Here is a 21,512-nt window from a genome sequence, read left to right as displayed (position 1 = left end):
AGTCGATCCGCGCTGGCAAATACAACGCATCACCGTGGCGAGGGAGCTTGCTCCCGCTCGGCTGCGCAGCAGTCGTAGATCGGCAGGTCCGGTTTGCCTGATACACCGTGTGCGGCAATCTGGGGCCGCTGCGCAGCCCAGCGGGAGCAAGCTCCCTCGCCACGAGAGCGGGTGTGCACCCGTGTATCTTCGCAGCTTCGCCGCCGCTTTTATTTGCAGGATCAAATTCGCTACAGTCGATCCGCGCTGGCAAATACAACGCATCACCGTGGCGAGGGAGCTTGCTCCCGCTCGGCTGCGCAGCAGTCGTAGACAGGCGGGTCCGGTTTGCCAGATATGTCGTGTGCAGCAATGGGGCCGCTGCGCAGCCCAGCGGGAGCAAGCTCCCTCGCCACGAGAGTGGGTGTGCACCCGTGTATCTTCGCAGCTTCGCCGCCGCTGTTTTTTGTAGGATCAAATTCGCTACAGTCGATCCGCGCTGGCAAATACAACGCATCACCGTGGCGAGGGAGCTTGCTCCCGCTCGGCTGCGCAGCAGTCGTAGACAGGCGGGTCCGGTTTGCCAGATATGCCGTGTGCAGCAATTGGGGCCGCTGCGCAGCCCAGCGGGAGCAAGCTCCCTCGCCACGATTTGAGGCAGTCGCGGCCCGGCGTTGTTATGGGTAACATAGCGGCCTTTCCCGCAGTCTTTCTGCGCCCTGCCGAATAAGCCCCATTCCATGCCTTTTGAGCTCAGCGTCGACCTTTCCACCCTCGCTATCCTTGCCGTCGTCGCGTTCATCGCCGGCTTCATCGACGCCATCGCCGGCGGTGGCGGGCTGCTGACCACGCCGGCGCTATTGACCGCCGGCCTGCCACCGCACCTGGTGCTGGGCACCAACAAGCTCAGCTCGACCTTTGGCTCAGCCACGGCGAGTTTTACCTTTTACAAGCGCAAGCTGTTTCACCCACGGCAATGGACCCACGCCCTCGTCGGCACGCTGGTCGGTGCCTTGGTCGGTGCCGTCGTTGCTCATTACCTGCCCGCCGAGTGGCTGAACAAAATGCTGCCGGTGATTGTCTTTGCCTGTGGCCTGTACCTGTTGTTCGGCGGCACGCCCAAGGCGCCGCTGGACAGCAATGCGCCGATCAAGAAGACCTGGCAGTCATCCCAGGGTTTCACCTTGGGTTTCTACGACGGCGTGGCCGGCCCGGGCACCGGTGCGTTCTGGACCGTCAGCAGCCTGCTGCTCTACCCCATCGACCTGGTCAAGGCCAGCGGCGTGGCCCGCAGCATGAACTTCGTCAGCAACATTGCGGCGCTGTCGGTGTTCATCTTTTCGGGCCAGGTGGATTGGATCATCGGCCTGAGCATGGGCCTGTCGGTGATGGTCGGCGCGTTCTTCGGCGCGCGCACCGCCATCAGCGGCGGCGCGAAGTTCATCCGCCCGGTGTTCATCACCGTGGTGCTGGGCCTGACCGTGCGCCTAGCCTGGCAGCACTGGTTCAGCGTGGCCTAGACGTCGGGCGACATACAGGTCGATCAGGTAGCGGGCGATGGAGCGCGAGGCCGGCAACGGCGGCAGGTCATGGACGCTGAACCATTGGGCGTCCTCGATCTCGTCTTCCTGGGGCACGATCTCACCGCCGGCATACTCGGCATGAAAACCCAGCATCATCGAATGGGGAAACGGCCAGCACTGGCTGCCCACGTACTGGATGTTCTTCACTTCGATGCTGACCTCCTCGCGTACCTCTCGGACCAGGCAATCCTCGGCCGACTCGCCCGGCTCGGCAAACCCGGCCAGGGTGCTGTAGACACCGGTGACAAAGCGCGGCGAACGCGCCAGCAAGACCTCATCGCCACGGGTAATCAGCACGATCATGCTCGGCGAGATTCGCGGGTAATGCCGCAGATCGCATGCCTCACAGTACATCGCCCGCTCTCGCGGCACCTGGGTCATGCGCTGGCCGCAACTGCCACAAAAGCGATGTTCGCGAGCCCAGGTGCCGATCTGCGCCGCATAACCCAGCACCTTGAACAGCGTGTGGTCGTCCTCGAGCATGAAGGCCCGCAGGCCTTTCCAGTTGCAGCCGGGAATCTCCAGCGAGCTATGCAGTTCCAGCAGGTAGACCGGCTCGCCGTCGAGATGGCCAATGCCGTGCTCGGCGAGAATCGATACATCCTGGCGCTTGAGCCACTCGCGGGGAAACAGTGCGCCGTTGTCGTCGTAGAGAAAGCCCTCCGGGCTGCGGGCCACGGCCCAGCCGCCCGCGAGGTCGGTGTCGAGTACTGCGGTGGTCCAGCGTGAAATCATGATCGATCAATCCAGAAATTCGGGTTTCTGTTTGCTCATATGGGCGGCCATGGCCACGCGCAGGTCATTCGATTGCAACATGGCGGCATTCCACGTGGCGACGTATTCCAGCCCGTCGTCGATGCCGTGATCACGCATGTAGCCAATCATTTCCTTGGTGCCGGCTATGGCGATCGGCGACTTGGCGGCGATCTCCCGGGCGATGCCCATCACTCCGTCAAGCAGGCTGGCGGTATCGCTGTAGACACGATTGACCAGACCAATGCTGCGCGCTTCGTCGGCACCAAAGGTGCGCCCCGTATAAGCGAGTTCACGCAGCATGCCGTCCCCGATGATCCGGGGCAAGCGTTGCAATGTGCCAACATCGGCCGCCATGCCGATGTCGATTTCCTTGATGGAGAATTGCGCGTCCTCGGCCGCGTAGCGCATGTCGCAGGCAGAAATCAGGTCGATGGCACCGCCCAGGCAATAACCCTGGATCGCCGCGAGAACCGGTTTGCGGCAATTGTCCACGGCGTTGAACGAGGCTTGCAGTTCGAGGATCTTGCGCCGCAGCATACGGGCGTTGCGGCCGACGTCCTTGCCCAGTTCGTTCGCCACGCCGGCCAGCATCATCAGGTCGATGCCCGACGAAAAATGCTTGCCGGCACCGCTCAGGACCACCACCCGCACTTCGTCGGTATCGTCGATCCACTGGAAGATCTCGATGATCTCGCTCCAGAACGCGGCGTTCATGGCATTGATCTTGTCGGGGCGATTGATCTGCACATGGGCGATTTTGTCTGCAAGTTCGACGTGGAACGCTTGGTATTGCGACATGGCAGTGATCCTTTACCGGCTGAAAAGAGGCCTGAACTATACCAAGCCATCGCCAAGGGACGTAGGCAGCGCATCGGCCAAAAGCGGGACTGGCTTCGCCGAAAGCCACTGTGGGAGCGAGCTTGCTCGCGATAGCGGTGGTTCAGCCAAGGAGATGTCGCCTGGGCTGCCGCCATCGCGAGCAAGCTCGCTCCCACATGGATAGCGCTGGGTATCAGTCCGCTGCTGGCTGTTCGCTCGCCTGCAACTGCCCATCCCACCCGCCGCCCAGCGCCGCGATCAGTTGCACGCTGGCGATCAACCTGCTCTGTTGCAGGCTCAGCATGCTGCGTTCGTTGCTCAGGGCGGTGGCCTGGACGGTCACCACGTCGAGGTAACCGATCAAGCCGGCCCGGTACTGGTTCTGGGTCAGGCGCAGGGACTCGCGGGCGGCGTCCAGGGCTTCCTGGCGCACGCGGGCTTCGTCTTCGAGCACCTTGAGCTGGATCATGTAGTTCTCGACTTCGCGAAAACCGTCGAGCACGGTCTGCCGATAGGTCGCCACGGTCTGGTCGTACGCCGCGACGCTGCGGTCGACTTCCGCCGAGCGCTGGCCGCCGTCGAACAGCGTCATTGCCAGCTGTGGCCCGACCGACCAGAAGCGGTTCGGCACACTTATCCAGTTATCGTAGGTACTGCTGCTGTAGCCGCCACTCAGGCTCAGGGTCAGGTCCGGATAATAGGCCGCCTTCGCCACGCCGATGTTGGCGTTGGCGGCCATCACCGAGCGTTCCGCCGAAGCGATGTCCGGACGTCGTTCGAGCAATTGCGAGGGCACCGCCACCGGGACCTGCGGCAGCGCCGGGACGTCCTCGGTTTCGTCCAGGCTGAATTCGGCCGGAGGCAGGCCGATCAGCACGGCGATGGCATTTTCGAACTGGGCCCGCTGCCAGATCAGGTCGATCAGGTCGCCCTGGGTGGTCTTGAGCTGGTTCTGCGCCTGGGCCACCGCGTCCTTGCCCGACACCCCTGCGCGGTACTGGTTTTCGGTCATTTTTAATGAGCGCTGATAGTTATCGACCGTGGTCTGCAACAAGCGCTTCTGTTGGTCGATGACCCGTAACTGCAAGTAGTTCTGCACCAGCTCGGACTGCTGGCTCAGGCGCATCGCCGCCAGGTCGGCAAAGCTGGCTTGCGCGCTGGCTTCATCGGCTTCCAGGGTGCGGCGCAACTTGCCCCAGACATCCGCTTCCCAACTCACCCCGGCCTGGGCGCTGTAGGTGTCGCGAATGCCGCTGGAAGAACTGCTCAGGCTCGAACTGCTGCTGCCGGTGCCTTGGCTGGAGCGGTTCTTGCCGACGGTAAGGTCGACCGTTGGGAAAAAAGCTCCCCGCGCACTGCGCGCCAACGCCTGGGCCTGACGATACTGGGCTTCGGCCTGGGCCACGGTCTGGTTGGATGCGTTGAGCTTTGCCACCAGCTCATTCAGCCGGGCGTCGCTGTACAGCTCCCACCAGGCGCCCCGGGCCAAGGCGTCGCTGGGGTTGGCCTGGCGCCACCCTTGGGCTTCCTTGTACTGCACCGGCGCAGCGGCCTCCGGGCGCTGGTAATCCGGGCCGATCGCGCAAGCACTGAGCAGCGCAACGCACAGCGCCAGGCTCAATACCCGCGAGCCACGGGCGGCTGCCAGCGGTGCGGCAAGGTTGAAAAGCGAACGGTCGGTCATAGCGGAGTTTCCAGGGCAGCATCGGTGCGCACCCCACGCCAGCGGTTGAAGCGGTGGCGCAGGTTATCGAGATAAAGGTAAACCACCGGCGTGGTGTAAAGCGTCAGGACCTGGCTGAACACCAGGCCGCCGATGATGGTCAGGCCCAGCGGCTGGCGCATCTCCGAACCTTCGGCACCGCCGAGCAACAGCGGCAAGGCACCGAGGATCGCCGCCACCGTCGTCATCAGGATCGGCCGCAAGCGCAACAGGCAAGCACTGCGGATCGACTCCAACGGCGTCTGGCCGGCACGCTCCAGTTGCAGCGCGAGGTCGATCATCAGGATCGCGTTTTTCTTCACCACGCCAATCAACAGGAACAGCCCCAGCAGCGAGATCAGGCTGAACTCGCTGCCCAGCACGTAGATCGACAGCAACGCGCCAACGCCGGCCGAAGGCAACGTGGACAGGATGGTCAACGGGTGGATGTAGCTTTCATACAGCACGCCCAGGACCAGATACACCGCCAGCAGCGCCCCGAGCACCATGAACGGCTGGCTTTTCTGGGTGGCGGCGAAAGCGTCGGCGGTCCCGGCCATTTTCGCGATGACGTCTTCGGGCATCCCCAGCTTGGCGATCGCCCGTTCAATGGCGGCCGTGCCCTGCTCCACGGTCACGCCTTCGGCCATATCGAAGGAGATGCCCTCGGAAGCGAACTGGCCTTCGTGGCTGACCCGGTCGTCTTCCAGGCTGTTCTCGTAATGGGCAATTGCGGACAGCGGGACCCGCGCGCCATCGGCCGTAATCACCTGGACCTGTTCGAGGGTATTGGGGTCCTGGGCGTATTTGGGATTGACCTCCATGACTACCTGATACTGGTTGAGGCTGTCGTAGATGGTTGATATCTGCCGCTGGCTGTAGGCGTTGTTCAACACCGATGTGACCATGTCCATGTCGATGCCCAGGCGCTTGGCCTGGTCGCGGTCCACAATCAGGGTTACCTGCTGTGCCCCGCCACCGTCACGGGCATCGATGGCGGTAAGCTCCGGCAAGGCGCGGAACGCCGCGACGACCTTGGGGTACCACTCGCGCAGCGACGCCAGGTCGGCGCTCTGCAGGATGTAGGAATATTGCGAGGTGGTCTGCTCGCGGCCGCCACCAAATTGCAGGTCCTGGTCGGCCATCAGCATCAACTGGCCGCCGGGCACCTTGGGCATCTCCTTGCGCAGGCGCTCGATGACTTTCTGCGCGGAAATCCTGCGCTCGTTGATCGGCTTGAGGCGCACCAGCATGAAGGCATTGTTGGTGCCGTTGTTGCCACCGATAAAACCGGCCACGCTCTGTACGGCCTCGTCCTTGAGCACAGCGCGACGGAAGATCTCCATCTTCGGTTGCATCACGTTGAACGACAGCCCGTCGTCACCGCGCACGAAGCCGATCAACTGGCCGGTGTCCTGCTGGGGCATGAAGGTTTTCGGCACCACTACATACAACGCGATGTTCACGCCAATGGTCACCAGCAGACTGAGCAAGGTCAGGCGCCGATGGCGCAGTACCCAGTCCAGCGTGCGCGCATAGCCACGGACCATTCTTTCGTTGGCGCCCTGGCTCCAACGCTGCAAGCGGTTCTCCTGCCCTGGCACGTGAGGCTTGAGCCAGCGCGCGCAGAGCATCGGCGTAAGCGTCAGGGACACGATAAGCGAGACGATGATGGCCGCCGCCAGGGTGATGGAAAACTCCCGGAACAGGCTCTCGACGATCCCGCCCATGAACAGGATCGACAGGAACACCGCCACCAGCGAGGCGTTCATCGACAGCAGCGTGAAGCCCACCTCCTCGGCCCCCAAATACGCGGCCTTCAGCGGCGGCACGCCTTCATCGATGTGCCGGGAAATGTTCTCCAGCACCACGATGGCATCGTCCACCACCAGCCCGGTGGCGAGGATCAACGCCATCAGCGACAAATTGTTCAGTGAGAAACCGTACAGATACATCACCGCGAACGTGCCCACCAGCGACACCGGCACCGCCAGGGTCGGGATCAGCGAAGCGCGGAAATTGCCGAGAAACAGGAACACCACCAGTACCACCAGGGCGACGGCGATCAGCAAGGTCATTTCCGCTTCGTGCAGGGTCGCCTTGATCACCGGCGAGCGATCCATCGCCAGGTTCAGCTTGACGCTGGCGGGCAACACGGCCTGCAAGGCCGGCAACTGGGCCTTGATCTCGTTGACGGTCTCGATGATGTTGGCGCCGGCCTGGCGATTGATCACCAGCAACACGGCGGCATCGTCGTTGAAGAAACCGCTGTTGTAGCGATCCTCGACGCCGTCGCTGACCTTGGCCACGTCCTTGAGCCGCAACACCGAGCCATCCTGGTAGCGGATGATCAGTGTTTCGTAATCCTTGGCCTTTTCCAGTTGGTCGTTGGCCTGGACTTGCCACATCCGCTGGTCGTCCTCGACCGAGCCCTTGGGCCGGCGCACGTTGCTGTTGGCAATCGCCGTTCGCACGTCGTCCAGCGCCACGCCGTACTGATTGAGCAATTGCGGCTCCAGTTCGATGCGCACCGCGGGCAGCGAACTGCCGCCGATCTGCACCTCGCCCACGCCCGACACCTGGGACAGGCTCTGGGACAGAATGGTCGAGGCCAGGTCATAGAGCTGGCCTTTCTCCAGCACATCCGAGGTCAGCGACAGCACCATGATCGGCGCCTGGGACGGGTTGACCTTCTTGTAGGTCGGCATGCTGCGCATCCCGCTGGGCAGCAGGTTGCGCGAGGCGTTGATGGCCGCCTGCACCTCCCGGGCCGCACCGTTGATGTCGCGGTCCAGGTCGAATTGCAGGATCACCCGGGTCGAACCCTGGCTGGACCGACTGCTCATGGTGTTGACCCCGGCGATCGCGCCGAAGGAACGCTCCAGCGGCGTCGCCACGGTAGAAGCCATCACCTCGGGACTCGCCCCCGGCAGGTTGGCCTGGACCACGATCACCGGGAAATCCATCTGCGGCAGCGGCGACACCGGCAGCAAGCCAAAGCACACACCGCCGAGCAGCATGATGGCGAAGCTCAGCAGCATGGTCGCCACGGGGCGGCGGATGAAGGGGCCGGAGAGGTTCACTGGTCGCCGCTCCAGCTTTCAACCAACAGGCTCTTGTGGCGAGGGAGCTTGCTCCCGCTGGGTCGCGCAGCGGCCCCTTTTGTGAGCGCTGCGCACTCAAGCGGGAGCAAGCTCCCTCGCCACGGAAAGCACCCATGGAGTCCGGACGTCATACCCGCACCTCTTTCTCCTCAGGCCGGGCAAACCGACGGCCCAGACGATCGAAGTACAGGTAGATCACCGGAGTGGTGAACAAGGTCAACACCTGGCTCACCAGCAACCCGCCCACCATCACCAGGCCCAACGGCTGGCGCAACTCGGCGCCAGAGCCGGTGGCGAGCATCAGGGGCACCGCGCCAAACAGCGCCGCCAGCGTGGTCATCAGGATTGGCCGGAAGCGCAGTAACGCGGCCTGGTAGATGGCCGTCTGCGGATCCAGGCCCTGGTTGCGTTCGGCGTCCAGGGCGAAGTCGATCATCATGATCGCGTTTTTCTTGACGATGCCGATCAGCAGGATGATGCCAATGATCGCGATCATGCCCAGGTCATTGCCGGTGAGGATCAACGCCAGCAAAGCGCCGATGGCCGCCGAGGGTAAGGTGGACAGGATGGTGATCGGATGTATGTAACTTTCGTACAAGACCCCCAGCACGATGTACATGGTCACCACCGCAGCCAGGATCAACAGCAAAGTGCTCGACAACGATGCCTGGAACGCCTGCGCCGCGCCCTGGAACTCGGTCTGCACGCCCACTGGCATGCCGATGTCCTGCTGGACCTTTTCGATCACCTCCACCGCATGCCCGAGGGCCACGCCTGGCGCCAGGTTGAACGACATCATCACCGCCGGGAACTGGCCGATGTGGGCGATTGCCAGTTGCGCCTGACGCTCTTCGACACGGGCCAGGCTCGACAATCGGACCTGGCCGCCGTCGGTGGTCTTGACGTGGATCTGGTCCAGCGCCTGCGGCCCGATCCTTTCCCCGGCCTGGGCCTGCAGCACCACACGGTACTGGCTGGCCTGGGTATAGATGGTGGAGATTTGCCGCTGGCCGAAAGCGTCGTACAGCGCATCGGTGATGTTCGACACCGACACGCCCAGGCGTGAGGCGGCGTCGCGATCGATGACCAGGTAGACCTGCAAGCCCTTGTTCTGCAGGTCACTGGCGACATCGGTCAGTTCCGGCTGTTGGGCCAGGGCCTCGACCAGACGGCCGCTCCAAAGGCTGAGCAACTCGGCGTCCGGCGATGACAGGCTGAACTGGTACTGGGTGCGGCTGACGCGGTCTTCGATGGTCAGGTCCTGCACCGGCTGCATGAACAGGCGAATGCCCACCAGCCGGTTGAGCTGCGGTTGCAGGCGGGTGATGATCTCGCTGGCGCTGTCGTCCCGCTCGCTGTGGGGCTTGAGGTTGATCAGCAGGCGTCCGCTGTTTAGCGTGGCGTTGTCGCCGTCGACACCGATGTAAGAGGACAGGCTCTGCACCGCCGGGTCGGCGAGGATGACCTTGGCCAACTGCTGCTGGCGCTCGCTCATGGCGGCGAAGGAAATCGACTGCGGCGCTTCGGAAATGCCCTGGATCACGCCCGTGTCCTGCACCGGGAAAAAGCCCTTGGGCACGGCCAGGTACAACACCACCGTCAGCACCAGGCTGCCCACCGCCACCAGCAGGGTCAGCGGCTGATGCTTGAGCACCCATTGCAACTTGCGCCCATAGGCAGCGATCAACCAGTCGATCCAGGCACCGCTGGCCCGGTAGAAACGGCCCTGCTGCTCTTCCTTGGGCTCGCGCTTGAGCAAGCGGGCGCACATCATCGGCGTCAGGGTCAGGGACACCACCAAAGAAATCAAGATTGCCACCGCCAGGGTGATGGCGAACTCGCGGAACAATCGGCCGACCACGTCCGCCATGAACAACAGCGGGATCAGCACCGCGATCAACGACAGCGTCAAGGAAATCAGCGTGAAACCGATCTGCCTGGCGCCCTTGAGCGCGGCTTGCATCGGGCTGTCGCCCTCCTCGATGAAACGCGCAATGTTCTCCAGCATGACGATGGCATCGTCCACCACAAAACCGGTGGCGATGGTTAGCGCCATCAGGGTCAGGTTGTTGACGGAAAACCCGGCCAGGTACATCACGCCGAATGTACCGATCAACGACAGCGGCACGGCCACCGACGGAATGATCGTGGCGCTGACCCGCCGCAGGAACAGGAACGTCACCATCACCACCAGGGCAATGGCGATCAGCAGTTCATGCTGCACATCGGTGACGGAGGCGCGGATGGTCTGGGTGCGGTCGGTCAGCACGGTCACGTCGAGGCCGGCCGGCAGGTTATCGGTGATGCTCGGCAGCAGCGCCTTGATCCGGTCCACCACCTCGATGACGTTGGCCCCGGGCTGGCGCTGGATGTTCAGTAGCACGGCCTGGTTTTCGTTGGCCCAGGCGGCGAGGCGTTCGTTCTCCGCGCCGTCGACGATCTGTGCCACGTCCTTGAGCCGCAATGGCGCGCCGTTGGCGTAGGCCAGGATCAGTTCGGCGTAGTCCTTGGGCGAGGTCAGCTGATCGTTGGCGTCGAGCATCGAGACCCGCGTCGGGCCGTCGAAGTTGCCCTTGGGCTGGTTGACGTTGGAAGCGCCGATCAGGGTCCGCACATCGGCCAGGTTCAGCCCGGCGGCCGCAAGTGCCTCCGGGTTGACCTTGATCCGCACGGCCTGGCGCTGGCCGCCGGCGATGGTCACCATGCCAACGCCGCTGATCTGGGCGATCTTCTGCGCCATGCGCGTGTCCACCAGGTCATTGAGCTTGGGCAGCAGCATGGTCTTGGAGGTGATCGCCAGCGTCAGCACCGGGGTGTCCGCCGGGTTGACCTTGTTGTACACCGGCGGCGCCGGCAGGTCGGTAGGCAACAGATTGGTCGCGGCGTTGATCGCGGCCTGCACCTGCTGCTCGGCGACATCCATGTTGATGTCCAGATTGAAACGCAGGGTGATCACCGACGCACCACCGGAACTGGTGGAAGCCATTTGGGTGAGGCCCGGCATCTGCCCGAACTGCCGCTCCAGGGGCGCGGTCACCGCGCTGGTCATGACGTCGGGACTGGCCCCCGGGTACAGCGTCATCACGCGGATGGTCGGGTAGTCGACCTGGGGCAGTGCCGACACCGGCAGCAGCCGATAGGCAATCAGGCCGGCCAGGACAATCGCCAGCATGCTCAACGTGGTGGCGACCGGGCGAAGGATGAACAGCCGCGAGAGATTCATGCGCCGCCCTTTTTCGCCTTGTTGGCCGTGGTCGGCTCAGTCGGGGCCGCGGCCGTCTTGCCTTGCAGGTGTTCGGTCGGTGTGGTCGGCACCTCCTGGCTGTCGTTGACCACTTCCACCTCGCTGCCCTCCTTCAAGCGGTCGGTGCCTTCGAGCACCACCCTGTCGCCGGCGGCCAGGCCCTCGGTGACAATGGTTTTTTCGCCATCGCTGGCACCGATCTTGAGCTTCCTGATGGTGACTTTCCTGTCGCCATCAAGCGCGTAAACGAAGGTGCCGTTGGTGCCGAACTGGATGGCTGCGGTCGGCGCCAGGACCACACCCTTGAGGGTGTCGGCCAGCAGGCGCACGTTGACGAACTGGTTGGGAAACAGCGATTGGTCGCGGTTTTCGTAGCGCGCCTTGAATTTCAAGGTGCCGGTGGTGACGTCGATCTGGTTGTCCAGGCTTTGCAGAACACCGCTGGCCTGCAGTTTCACATCGCCACGGTCCCAGGCCTCGACCGGTAGTTTCGCTCCGCTGCGATAGCGGGCGAGCACGGTTTCGAGGTTGTTTTCCGGCAGCGTGAACACAACGCTGATGGGCTGGGTCTGGGTGATGACGGCCAGGGCCGTGGTGTCGTTGGCGGCCACCAGGTTGCCGATGTCCAGTTGACGCAAACCTACGCGGCCGCTGATCGGCGCGCGGATCCTGGTGAATTCCAGGTTGAGCTTGGCGTCGTTGACCGCCGCCTGGTTGGTCTTGACCGTACCCTGGTACTGGCCCACCAGCGCAGCGGCGGTATCGAGGGTCTGCTTGGCGATACTGTCTTCGGCGTACAGGCCGCGATAGCGTTCCAGGTCGACCTGGGCATTTTTCAGTTGGGCCTGGTTTTGCAGCAGCGTGCCTTCGGCCTGGAGCAAGGCATTCTGGTAAGGACGAGGGTCGATTTCCGCCAGCAGGTCGCCGGCCTTTACCATCTGCCCTTCTTCAAAGGCGATCTTCACCAACTCGCCGCCGACCCGGCTGCGAACGTTGATCGTATTGAGCGCGGTGACCGTGCCCAGCGCCTTGTAGTACAGGGGAAAATCCCCGGTGACCGCTGGCGCCACCCGAACCGGAATCGGCCCCGTAGCCCCGCCAAACCCTGGCCGCATGCCACCCGAGCGTCCCGCGTGTCCAGCCGCGGCTTTCTGCTCTGCGCCGTTTTTCGGGTCGGTACTGGCGGGCCAGAACTTCCAGGCCAGCAGCGCGATGACCAGTACGACAAACAGGCCGAACAGCCAGCGACGGGATTTGCGGGAAACAGAGGATTGCATGGAGTGGTCAACCATTGGGCGCGTGAGCTTCTTTTACAGGAGGCTGAACGATAAGCACTGGCGGATATTTAGCAAAGCGCCTTTACCGGCAATTTACCTTGGGCTTACATTCCGCCCGGTTAGCTAAAGCCTTGAAACACAAATGAAAACGGCCTGGTCAGGCCAGGCCGTTAACAATTGTAATAAATACTTTATTTCAGCGCAGTTATTTCAGAGCAGCGAGTGCAGCGTCGTAGTTCGGCTCTTCAGCGATTTCCTTGACCAGCTCGCTGTGCAGCACGGTGTCGTTTTCATCCAGCACCACAACGGCACGGGCGGTCAGGCCTTTGAGCGGGCCGTCGGCAATCGCAACGCCGTAGTTCTCAATGAACTCGGCACCGCGCAGGGTCGACAGGTTCTGCACGTTTTCCAGGCCTTCGGCACCACAGAAACGGGCCTGGGCGAACGGCAGGTCGGCGGAGATGCACAGCACTACGGTGTTGTTCAGATCGTTGGCCTGGGCGTTGAACTTGCGCACGGAAGTGGCGCAGGTCGGCGTGTCGACGCTTGGGAAAATATTCAGCACTTTGCGCTTGCCGGCGAAATCCTTCAGGGAAACGTCCGACAGATTGCCGGCAACCAGGGAAAAGGCTGGCGCCTTGGAACCGGCTTGGGGCAACTGGCCGTTGACTTGGACAGGGTTGCCTTTGAGAGTGACTTGAGCCATGAACGGATTCCTTCTGACAGGTTTGAAAATGGTGAGGCCGGAGTTAACCATGAAATGGTGCTCCGACCTATGCCTGCACACAAAAAGTCACGAGTGACCGGGCCTGCTATTTAGCCTTGAGCTGCAAATATGACTGATGCAGATCCGCCGCCCAGCCATCGATGACCCCTTTGACATCATCGGGCTTCATGATCTGGGACTCGTTCGACAACGGTTTACCCGTGCCCTTGCGCACCACCTGGGCGATTACCGCATTATTGCCACCGTCGAGAAACACCGCTTCGGTGCCCAGGGTGGTTTCCTGGTCACGAATGCCGCTGGCGGTACTGACCGCGGCGGCCACCAGGGCGATCGGAATCACTTCGTAGGGTTTCAGGCCCTCGGTCTTGCTGTTGACCGCGGTGATCGCCGCCCGCACCACCAGGACACCCGGGCCAGGGCTGGTCGCCAGCGGCAGGGACTTGCCGGCTTCACGCTTGAGCGCCTGGTCGTAGTAGCTGGTGATGCCGGCCAACGTTGCCGACGGGATCTTCACCGTCGCTTGCGGCTTGGGGTACAGCTGGGTCGGTTCGATATAGATGCGGGAGTACTTCGCCAGATCGATCTTCGGATCGACCCAGCGCATCACCTCGGCCCCCGACGGCGATTTTTCTTCCTTGAGCCGGCTGTAGTCCCCCAGGAATCCGGAATACTCGTCCGGCTGGGTGACTTTGCTGGAGCAGCCCGCGAGCGCGAGCGAGGCGATGCAAACGGTGCCGATCAGGGACGCGAATTTCATGCTGTTACTCCTGTAAGCCACACCCGACGGGGGGCGGAACTACAGGTATAGCCAATGCGCGGGGTTTTGCCCGGCCAAGCGTATTCAGCTTCGCTCGCGCGGTATAAGACTCTGCAACTGCTGAGCGAGGAAATTTGCATCGAAGACGTAGGTGTCCGGATCCTTCAACCCGTTGGTCCTGCGCCATTGCCACTGCGTTGATGGCGGCTGGCAAACCAGGGAAATGCTGCCGTGGCGAGTGGCGGTCAGGCCGATGATGGACAAGGAAATCAACCCGCCCGCGCCCATCACATCCGGCACAAACTCAACCGGTTTACCGGTAATGGACAAGGTCAGTTTTTCCGTCTTGAAAGTCGACGTCTCGGCAGGAACACTCGGCCCATGGGCGACATACGCGCCACGGCTCAACTCCAGCAGGTTCGGCGCCAGGACCGGCGCCAACCATTGCTCGATCTGCCCGTACAACGCCTCGATCCGCTCAGCCCATACCGCCGAGTGAGCCTGGTGCTGCTGCTTCTTGTGCGCTTCGCTGTCGGCGTAGTGACGGAGCATCTCACCCAATTGCTGTACATCGTCCATGGCGCTGTTCCTTTATAAGGGGGTGTTGCGAAGCGCGATGATGACAGGTTCGCACGGCTGCGTACGCAAAAGAACCGTGCAGCCGCCTTCGCGAGCAGGCTCGCTCCCACAATGGACCGGTGTCCGGCCGAAACCCTGTGGGAGCGAGCCTGCTCGCGAAGGGGCCTCAGGCTTTATTGGATCAATTACTGATGCTGCACCTGCACCATTGAGCTCACCTGCACCCGCGCGTGCATCTGCTCCGCCCCGCCGCCCCGGCGCATGCCGCGCACCGGGCAGGCGTCGAGGTAGTCCAGGCCGATCGCCAGTTTCAGGTGGCGATCGGGACGGGTCAGGCGATTGGTTACGTCGAAACTGTACCAGCCATCCCCCAGCCAGGCTTCAGCCCAGGCATGGCTCGCCAGGTGGTTTTCGTCTTCGGTGCACAGGTAGCCAGACACATACCGCGCCGGCACGCCCAGGCTACGGGCACACGCCACGAACGCATGGGCGTGGTCCTGGCAGACGCCGGCACCGCCGGCAAACGCCTCGGCCGCCGTGCTGCTGACCGCGGTAGTGCCCGGAAGGTAGGCCATGCGATCGGCAAGGCCATTCATCAAGTCGGCCAGCGCCGAACGATCACGCCGTGCCCCGCACCGGGCCACGGCGAAAGCGCTGAGACTCTCATCGGCCTGGCTGAGACGGCTGGTGCGCAGGAACGGCAGCGGTGACTGGCTGTCAGGCTCCATCTCGACGGCCTGGTCGATCTGCACTTCACCGTAAGCGGTCAGTACCAGAGCCCCATGAGGCTCGTCCATGGTCATGACATGCAGGATGTTGCCGTAAGGATCGAGCTGGCTGCGCACCAGGCGTGGCAACTCCAGGTGCCATTGCAGAATGCGCTGGCGCGGGCTGTCCTTGGGCGTCAGGCGCAGGAACTGGATGCTGGTGCAGACTTCGTCGGCATAGCTGTAGGTCGTGTCGTGGCGAATGGACAATTTCATACCACCTCCAGGTAGGCATCGTGAACGGTCTGGCCCAGGTGGCGGATCTGGCCGATGAGTTCGGTCAGCCATTGATGCAGGCCCGACGCGAGAATCTCGTCGATGCCGGAATAACGCAGGCGCGCATTCAATTCCGCGGCCAGGCGCTGGGCCGGACGACCGTTGTTGCCAGGCAGGCTGGCGAGGATATGGTCCAGTTCTTCGATGCACGCATGCAGCGAGCGCGGCACGTCGGCCCGCAGCAGCAACATCTCCGAGACCTGCTCGGCGTTGGGCGCGTTACGGTAGATCTCGTTGAACGCCTCGAACGAAGACAGCGCCCGCAACAAGGCACTCCATTGGTAATAGCCGCGCGCCGAGTTGTCGCTGACCTCCTCCGACTCCTCGCCGAACATCTCGTAGCGCGCGTCCAGCAGGCGCAAGGTGTTGTCCGCGCGCTCGATGAAGGTTCCCAGGCGAATGAAACTGTAGGCGTCGTTGCGCATGATCGTGCCCGACGTCGCTCCGCGGAACAGGTGCGAACGCTCCTTGACCCATTCGCAGAAATGGCTGATGCCGTAGCGGCCCAGGCCGTTACTGGCGATGTTGCGCATCTCCAGCCAGGTGGCGTTGATGTTTTCCCACATGTCGGCGGTGATGCGTCCGCGCACGGCGTGGGCATTGGTGCGCGCGGCACGCAGGCAGCTATAGATACTGCCGGGGTTGGCTTCATCCAGAGCAAAGAAATGCAGCATGCGCTCGCTGTTGAGCGCGTCATAACGGGCGTTGTAATCGTCCAGCGTACCGGCCGCCAGCAGCGACATCGCCAGCTCGGCATGCCCGTCGCTGCGCCCGGCCTGGGGCATCAGCGACAGCGAATAACTGACTTCGAGCATGCGCGCCAGGTTCTCGGCGCGCTCCAGGTAGCGGGACATCCAATAGAGGTCCGAAGCGGTTCTTGAAAGCATGTCTTAGTCCTCCACTACCCAAGTGTCCTTGGTGCCGCCACCCTGGGACGAGTTCACCACCAGCGAGCCTTCGCGCAGCGCCACGCGGGTCAGGCCGCCCGGTACCAGGCGGGTTTCCTTGCCGGACAGCACGAAGGGACGCAGGTCGATGTGGCGCGGGGCGATGCCGCTTTCGACAAAAGTCGGGCACGTGGAGAGGCTCAAGGTCGGCTGGGCGATGTAGGCCTCCGGCCGGGCCTTGAGACGGGCACGAAAATCCTCGATTTCCGCTGCGGTGGCGGCCGGCCCCACCAGCATGCCGTAGCCGCCGGAACCCTGGGTTTCCTTGACCACCAGGTCGGGCAGGTTCGCCAGCACATGGGACAGGTCCTGGGGTTTGCGGCACTGCCAGGTGGGCACGTTCTTCAGGATCGGTTCTTCGGTGAGGTAGAAGCGGATCATCTCGTCGACATAGGGGTAGATCGACTTGTCGTCCGCCACGCCAGTGCCGACGGCGTTTGCCAGCACCACGTTGCCGGAACGATAGACCGCGACCAGCCCGGGCACGCCGAGCATCGAATCGGGATTGAACGACAGCGGATCGAGATAGGCGTCGTCAAGGCGACGGTAAATCACATCCACCTGCTGGGGGCCGGCGGTGGTGCGCATATAAACGTGGTCGTCACGCACGAACAGGTCGGCGCCCTCCACCAGCTCCACGCCCATTTCCCGGGCCAGGAACGCATGTTCGAAATAGGCACTGTTGAAACGCCCCGGGGTCAGCACCACGGCGGTAGGGTTGTCGAGTGGACTTGAGCTTTTGAGGGTATCGAGCAGCAGGTTCGGATAGTGGTCGATGGGCGCCACGCGCTGGGCGGCGAACAGCTCGGGGAACAGGCGCATCATCATCTTGCGGTCTTCGAGCATGTAGCTCACGCCGCTGGGCGTGCGCAGGTTGTCTTCCAGCACGTAGTAGCTGCCGTCGCCGTCGCGAACCAGGTCGACACCGGCAATGTGCGCGTAGATGCCACGGTGCAGGTCCAGGCCCTGCATTGCGATCTGGTAGCCCTCGTTAGCCAGCACTTGCTCGGCCGGGATGATGCCTTCCTTGAGGATGCGTTGCCCGTGGTAGATATCGGCCAGGAACATGTTCAGGGCCTGGACCCGCTGGATGCAGCCACGCTCGACCGTCTGCCATTCGCTGGCCTTGATGCTGCGGGGGATGATGTCGAAGGGGATCAGGCGCTCGGTGCCCTGCTCGTCGCCGTAGAGGGTGAACGTGATGCCCGCGCGATGAAACAGCAGGTCGGCTTCGCGGCGGCGTTGTTCCAACAGCTCCAGCGGCGTATCCGCCAGCCAGCGCGAGAAGGCTTGGTAATGCGGGCGGCAGTCACCCTGTGCGTCGTACATTTCATTGAAAAAAGCGTGGGGCATAGCCAACTCCCAGCCGTGTCGTACACGGCATTTCTTATGACTTCGTCATTTCACCAGTCTGGCCTTGCCTTGTTTGATGAGCCTGTTCCTTGGAGCACCTCTTGGTTCTTGCGTCTTTGAGCCGTAGCAAACGCTGTGCCTAAGCGCGGGCGCATCCACACAATGCTGGAAAAAACGGCGCGCAACGCTGAAAAAGCGAAATTTCTTTTCTATTTGACGGCAAAAATCGGTTTGCTGGCTGAAACGTTTATTTCAGTGCCCGGCGTCGATGCCACAAACGGGTCGAATCGGTGCAGTCGGGCGAGAAGTTGGCCCCGGATGCCCTGAAAAGGGGAAATTTATACCCACCGGCAAAAATGGCTGGGTTTACCCAACGATAGCTCAAGCGCCGAGATTTCGCGGGAAAGCACATCGTGGCGAGGGAGCTTGCTCCCGCTGGGGCGCGAAGCGGCCCCATCATCGGCAACCATTTCACCTGTTACACCCAGTGGACTCCTTTGCGGCGACTGCGTCGCCGAGCGGGAGCAAGCTCCCTCGCCACTGGGTTCCCTGGCATCCTCAAGACCTCCTGCCCGCCCCCAGCCTTCCGTCGCCTCCCCTTGCACAAATCCTAAGTCGCCACTTGCACCAACAGTATTATGGTATACCATCATACGCACAGACACTTTCCCCACGGAGCAGCTCATGAGTTTCGAAATTCGCAAGATCGTCAGCTATGTCGAAGAAACCTTCATCGAAGGTGGCAAGGCTACCGACAAGCCGGTGACCATGGTCGGGCTGGCGGTGGTCATGAAGAACCCTTGGCTGGGCCGTGGTTTTGTCGAAGACCTGAAACCGGAAATCCGCGCCAATTGCTCCGATCTCGGCGCGCTGATGGTCGAGCGCCTGGTGGGCATCATTGGCGGTGCGCAAAAGATCGAAGCCTATGGCAAGGCCGCGGTCGTCGGCGCCGATGGCGAGATCGAGCACGCCTCCGCCGTGATCCATACCCTGCGCTTCGGCAACCACTACCGCGAAGCGGTCAAGGCCAAGAGCTACCTGAGCTTCACCAACAAGCGCGGCGGCCCCGGCACCTCGATCCAGATCCCGATGATGCACAAGGACGACGAAGGCCTGCGCTCGCACTACATCACCCTGGAAATGCAGATCGAAGACGCACCGCGCGCCGACGAAATCGTCGTGGTGCTGGGCTGCGCCGATGGCGGTCGCCTGCATCCACGCATCGGCAATCGTTACATCGACCTGGAAGAGCTGGCCGCCGAAAAGGCCCAGTGAACCCGCCGGGGCAACCACAATAAAAAAGGCATGCAGGAGCGCTCCATGATTCGGCTCACCGCTGAACTCACCCCGGCCGGCACCAGTTACCTGGCGACCGGCCAAGGCCAGCCCGTGGTCCTGATCCACGGCGTGGGCCTGAACAAAGAAATGTGGGGCGGCCAGGTCGTTGGCCTGGCCACGAAGTATCGCGTCATCGCCTACGACATGCTCGGCCATGGCGCCAGCCCGCGCCCTGCCACTGGCACCGGACTGCTCGGGTACGCCGATCAGCTGTTGGAGTTGCTGGACCACTTGCAACTGCCCCAGGCCAGCGTGATCGGCTTTTCCATGGGTGGCCTGGTGGCACGCGCCTTCGCCTTGCACTATCCGCAACGCCTGCAAGGCCTGGTGGTGCTCAACAGCGTGTTCAACCGCAGCGCCGAACAACGCGCGGGGGTCATCGCCCGCACCGCCCAGGCCGCCGAGCATGGCCCGGACGCGAACGCCGAAGCCGCGCTGTCGCGCTGGTTCAGCCGCGAATACCAGGCGGCCAATCCGGCGCAGATCGCCGCGCTGCGCCAGACCCTGGCGCAGAACGATCCCCAGGGTTACCTGACCACCTATGAGCTGTTCGCCACCCAGGACATGTACCGCGCCGACGACCTGGGCAGCATCCAGGTGCCGACGTTGATTGCCACCGGCGAACTGGACCCCGGCTCGACCCCGGAAATGGCCCGGCAACTGGCCGAGCGGATTCCCGGCGCCACGGTTGCCGTGCTCGCCGAGCAACGGCATATGATGCCGGTAGAGTCGCCGCGCCTGGTCAACCAGTTGCTGCTGGAATTCCTCGACACGGCCAACACCCGACAAAATCCAATAAAGGGGATCGTTGCATGACACTCGCACGCTTTTCGATGTGCATCGGCGGTGAATGGGTCGATGCGCTGTCCGGCAAGACCTTCGAGAGCCTGAACCCGGCGCTGGCCGAGCCCTGGGCCGAGCTGCCCGATGCCGACGAAGCCGATGTCGATCGCGCCGTACAAGCCGCACAAACAGCTTTTGACAGCCCGGCCTGGCGCGGACTGACCGCCACTGCTCGGGGCAAACTGCTGCGCCGTCTCGGTGACCTGATCGCCGAAAACAAGGAAAAGCTGGCCCAGCTCGAAAGCCGCGACAACGGCAAGCTGATCCGTGAAACCCGTGGCCAGGTCGGCTATCTGCCGGAGTTTTTCCACTACACCGCAGGCCTCGCCGACAAGCTCGAAGGCGGCACCCTGCCCCTCGACAAGCCGGACCTGTTCGCCTACACCGTGCACGAAGCCATGGGTGTGGTCGCCGCGATCATCCCCTGGAACAGCCCGCTGTACCTCACCGCCATCAAGCTCGCCCCGGCGCTGGCGGCCGGCAATACCATCGTGATCAAGCCGTCCGAGCACGCCTCGGCGACGATCCTGGAACTCGCTCGCCTGGCCCTCGAAGCCGGGATCCCGCCGGGCGTGGTCAACGTCATCACCGGCTACGGCCCGAGCACCGGCGCCGCCCTCACCCGCCATCCGCTGGTACGCAAGATCGCCTTCACCGGCGGCGCGGCCACGGCCCGGCATGTGGTGCGCAGCAGCGCCGAGAACTTCGCCAAGCTGTCATTGGAGCTGGGCGGCAAGTCGCCCAACATCATCTTTGCCGACGCCGACCTCGACAGCGCCATCAACGGTGCGATTGCCGGCATCTACGCCGCCTCCGGCCAGAGCTGCGTGTCCGGATCGCGGTTGCTGGTACAGGACGAAATCTACGACGAGTTTGTCTCGCGACTGGTGGAGCGCGCCCAGCGCATTCGCATCGGCAACCCCCAGGAAGACGCCAGCGAAATGGGCCCCATGGCCACCGCACAGCAACTGGCCGTAGTCGAGGGCCTGGTGGCCGACGCGATTGCCGAAGGCGCGCGCCTGCGCCTGGGCGGCAAGCGCCCGCCGAACCTGGGAGACGGCTGGTTCTACGAGCCGACCCTGTTCGAGTGCGATCGCAATTCGATGAAGATCATGCAGGAAGAAGTCTTCGGCCCGGTGGCGTCGGTCATTCGTTTCAAGGACGAAGCCGAAGCCCTGGCGATCGCCAACGACTCGCAGTTCGGCCTCGCCGCCGGCATCTGGACCCGTGACCTGGGCCGCGCCCATCGCCTGGCCCGGGACGTGCGATCTGGGATCATCTGGGTCAACACCTACCGCGCGGTCTCGGCCATGGCGCCCATCGGCGGGTTCAAGAACAGTGGCTACGGACGCGAAAGCGGCATCGATTCAGTGCTGGCCTATACCGAGCTGAAAACGGTGTGGATCAACCTTTCCCAGGCGCCCATGCCTGACCCGTTCGTGATGCGCTAGGAGTCCTGAG

The 21,512-nt window shown here is 63.0% G+C and carries 16 protein-coding genes; 4 read left to right on the top strand and 12 right to left on the bottom strand.

The features are described 5' to 3' along the window. The first annotated feature begins 719 nt into the window (after positions 1 to 719). On the top strand, positions 720 to 1,499 hold the full coding sequence (locus J3P94_RS12455) for a TSUP family transporter (protein WP_305500574.1): 780 nt from the start codon (positions 720 to 722) through the stop codon (positions 1,497 to 1,499). On the opposite strand, the gene nudC is transcribed toward J3P94_RS12455, so the two are convergent. The 12 genes from nudC to J3P94_RS12395 all read right to left on the bottom strand — a co-directional run bounded on the left by nudC (position 1,467) and on the right by J3P94_RS12395 (position 17,870). Then, on the bottom strand, positions 1,467 to 2,297 hold the full coding sequence (nudC, locus tag J3P94_RS12450) for an NAD(+) diphosphatase (RefSeq protein ID WP_434573743.1): 831 nt from the start codon (positions 2,295 to 2,297) through the stop codon (positions 1,467 to 1,469). The genes J3P94_RS12455 and nudC overlap by 33 nt on opposite strands. A 6-nt stretch (positions 2,298 to 2,303) precedes the next feature. After that, positions 2,304 to 3,116, bottom strand: a complete 813-nt coding sequence (locus J3P94_RS12445; protein ID WP_434573742.1) for a crotonase/enoyl-CoA hydratase family protein — start codon at positions 3,114 to 3,116, stop codon at positions 2,304 to 2,306. 214 nt (positions 3,117 to 3,330) lie between these two features. Continuing rightward, positions 3,331 to 4,821 carry an efflux transporter outer membrane subunit gene (locus tag J3P94_RS12440; RefSeq protein WP_434573740.1) on the bottom strand — a complete coding sequence of 497 codons (1,491 nt, stop codon included), beginning with the start codon at positions 4,819 to 4,821 and terminating at the stop codon, positions 3,331 to 3,333. Next, positions 4,818 to 7,922, bottom strand: coding sequence for an efflux RND transporter permease subunit (locus J3P94_RS12435; RefSeq protein WP_434573738.1), 3,105 nt, complete (start codon positions 7,920 to 7,922; stop codon positions 4,818 to 4,820). Before J3P94_RS12435 ends, J3P94_RS12440 begins: the two co-directional genes overlap by 4 nt. A 148-nt stretch (positions 7,923 to 8,070) precedes the next feature. Further along, positions 8,071 to 11,166 (bottom strand): MdtB/MuxB family multidrug efflux RND transporter permease subunit, encoded by a 3,096-nt coding sequence (locus J3P94_RS12430; RefSeq protein ID WP_434573736.1) that lies wholly within the window; start codon positions 11,164 to 11,166, stop codon positions 8,071 to 8,073. After that, positions 11,163 to 12,479 carry an MdtA/MuxA family multidrug efflux RND transporter periplasmic adaptor subunit gene (locus tag J3P94_RS12425; RefSeq protein ID WP_434573735.1) on the bottom strand — a complete coding sequence of 439 codons (1,317 nt, stop codon included), beginning with the start codon at positions 12,477 to 12,479 and terminating at the stop codon, positions 11,163 to 11,165. The genes J3P94_RS12430 and J3P94_RS12425 overlap by 4 nt, the downstream gene beginning before the upstream one ends. 190 nt (positions 12,480 to 12,669) lie before the next feature. After that, complete coding sequence (gene tpx / locus J3P94_RS12420; protein WP_434573734.1) at positions 12,670 to 13,170, bottom strand: thiol peroxidase; 501 nt, start codon at positions 13,168 to 13,170, stop codon at positions 12,670 to 12,672. A gap of 106 nt (positions 13,171 to 13,276) precedes the next feature. After that, the gene (locus J3P94_RS12415; protein WP_434573733.1) at positions 13,277 to 13,948 is read right to left on the bottom strand and encodes a DUF3313 domain-containing protein; all 672 of its coding nucleotides are present in this window, start codon (positions 13,946 to 13,948) and stop codon (positions 13,277 to 13,279) included. 84 nt (positions 13,949 to 14,032) lie between these two features. After that, the gene (locus J3P94_RS12410) at positions 14,033 to 14,527 is read right to left on the bottom strand and encodes a hypothetical protein (protein ID WP_434573732.1); all 495 of its coding nucleotides are present in this window, start codon (positions 14,525 to 14,527) and stop codon (positions 14,033 to 14,035) included. Between the two features lie 185 nt (positions 14,528 to 14,712). Next, on the bottom strand, positions 14,713 to 15,510 hold the full coding sequence (locus J3P94_RS12405) for a transglutaminase family protein (protein WP_434573730.1): 798 nt from the start codon (positions 15,508 to 15,510) through the stop codon (positions 14,713 to 14,715). After that, entirely contained in the window at positions 15,507 to 16,457 is a 951-nt protein-coding gene (locus J3P94_RS12400) for an alpha-E domain-containing protein (protein WP_305500558.1), read from the bottom strand. Before J3P94_RS12400 ends, J3P94_RS12405 begins: the two co-directional genes overlap by 4 nt. A 3-nt stretch (positions 16,458 to 16,460) precedes the next feature. Next, on the bottom strand, positions 16,461 to 17,870 hold the full coding sequence (locus J3P94_RS12395) for a circularly permuted type 2 ATP-grasp protein (RefSeq protein ID WP_305500557.1): 1,410 nt from the start codon (positions 17,868 to 17,870) through the stop codon (positions 16,461 to 16,463). Positions 17,871 to 18,554: 684 nt separating this feature from the next. On the opposite strand from J3P94_RS12395, the gene J3P94_RS12390 reads away from it, so the two are divergent. From J3P94_RS12390 to J3P94_RS12380, 3 genes are read left to right on the top strand one after another with little or no spacing between them, the layout of a single operon-like run. Then, on the top strand, positions 18,555 to 19,145 hold the full coding sequence (locus tag J3P94_RS12390; protein ID WP_434573727.1) for an amino acid synthesis family protein: 591 nt from the start codon (positions 18,555 to 18,557) through the stop codon (positions 19,143 to 19,145). Between the two features lie 45 nt (positions 19,146 to 19,190). Then, a complete protein-coding gene (locus J3P94_RS12385; RefSeq protein WP_434573725.1) occupies positions 19,191 to 20,024 on the top strand; it encodes an alpha/beta fold hydrolase in 834 nt (277 codons plus the stop codon). Next, entirely contained in the window at positions 20,021 to 21,502 is a 1,482-nt protein-coding gene (locus tag J3P94_RS12380) for an aldehyde dehydrogenase (protein ID WP_434573723.1), read from the top strand. The genes J3P94_RS12385 and J3P94_RS12380 overlap by 4 nt, the downstream gene beginning before the upstream one ends. Positions 21,503 to 21,512 lie beyond the last annotated feature (10 nt).

The organism is Pseudomonas sp. Z3-8 (assembly GCF_051131975.1).
GTDB lineage: Bacteria > Pseudomonadota > Gammaproteobacteria > Pseudomonadales > Pseudomonadaceae > Aquipseudomonas.
This window is presented reverse-complemented; position numbering and strand designations above follow the sequence as displayed.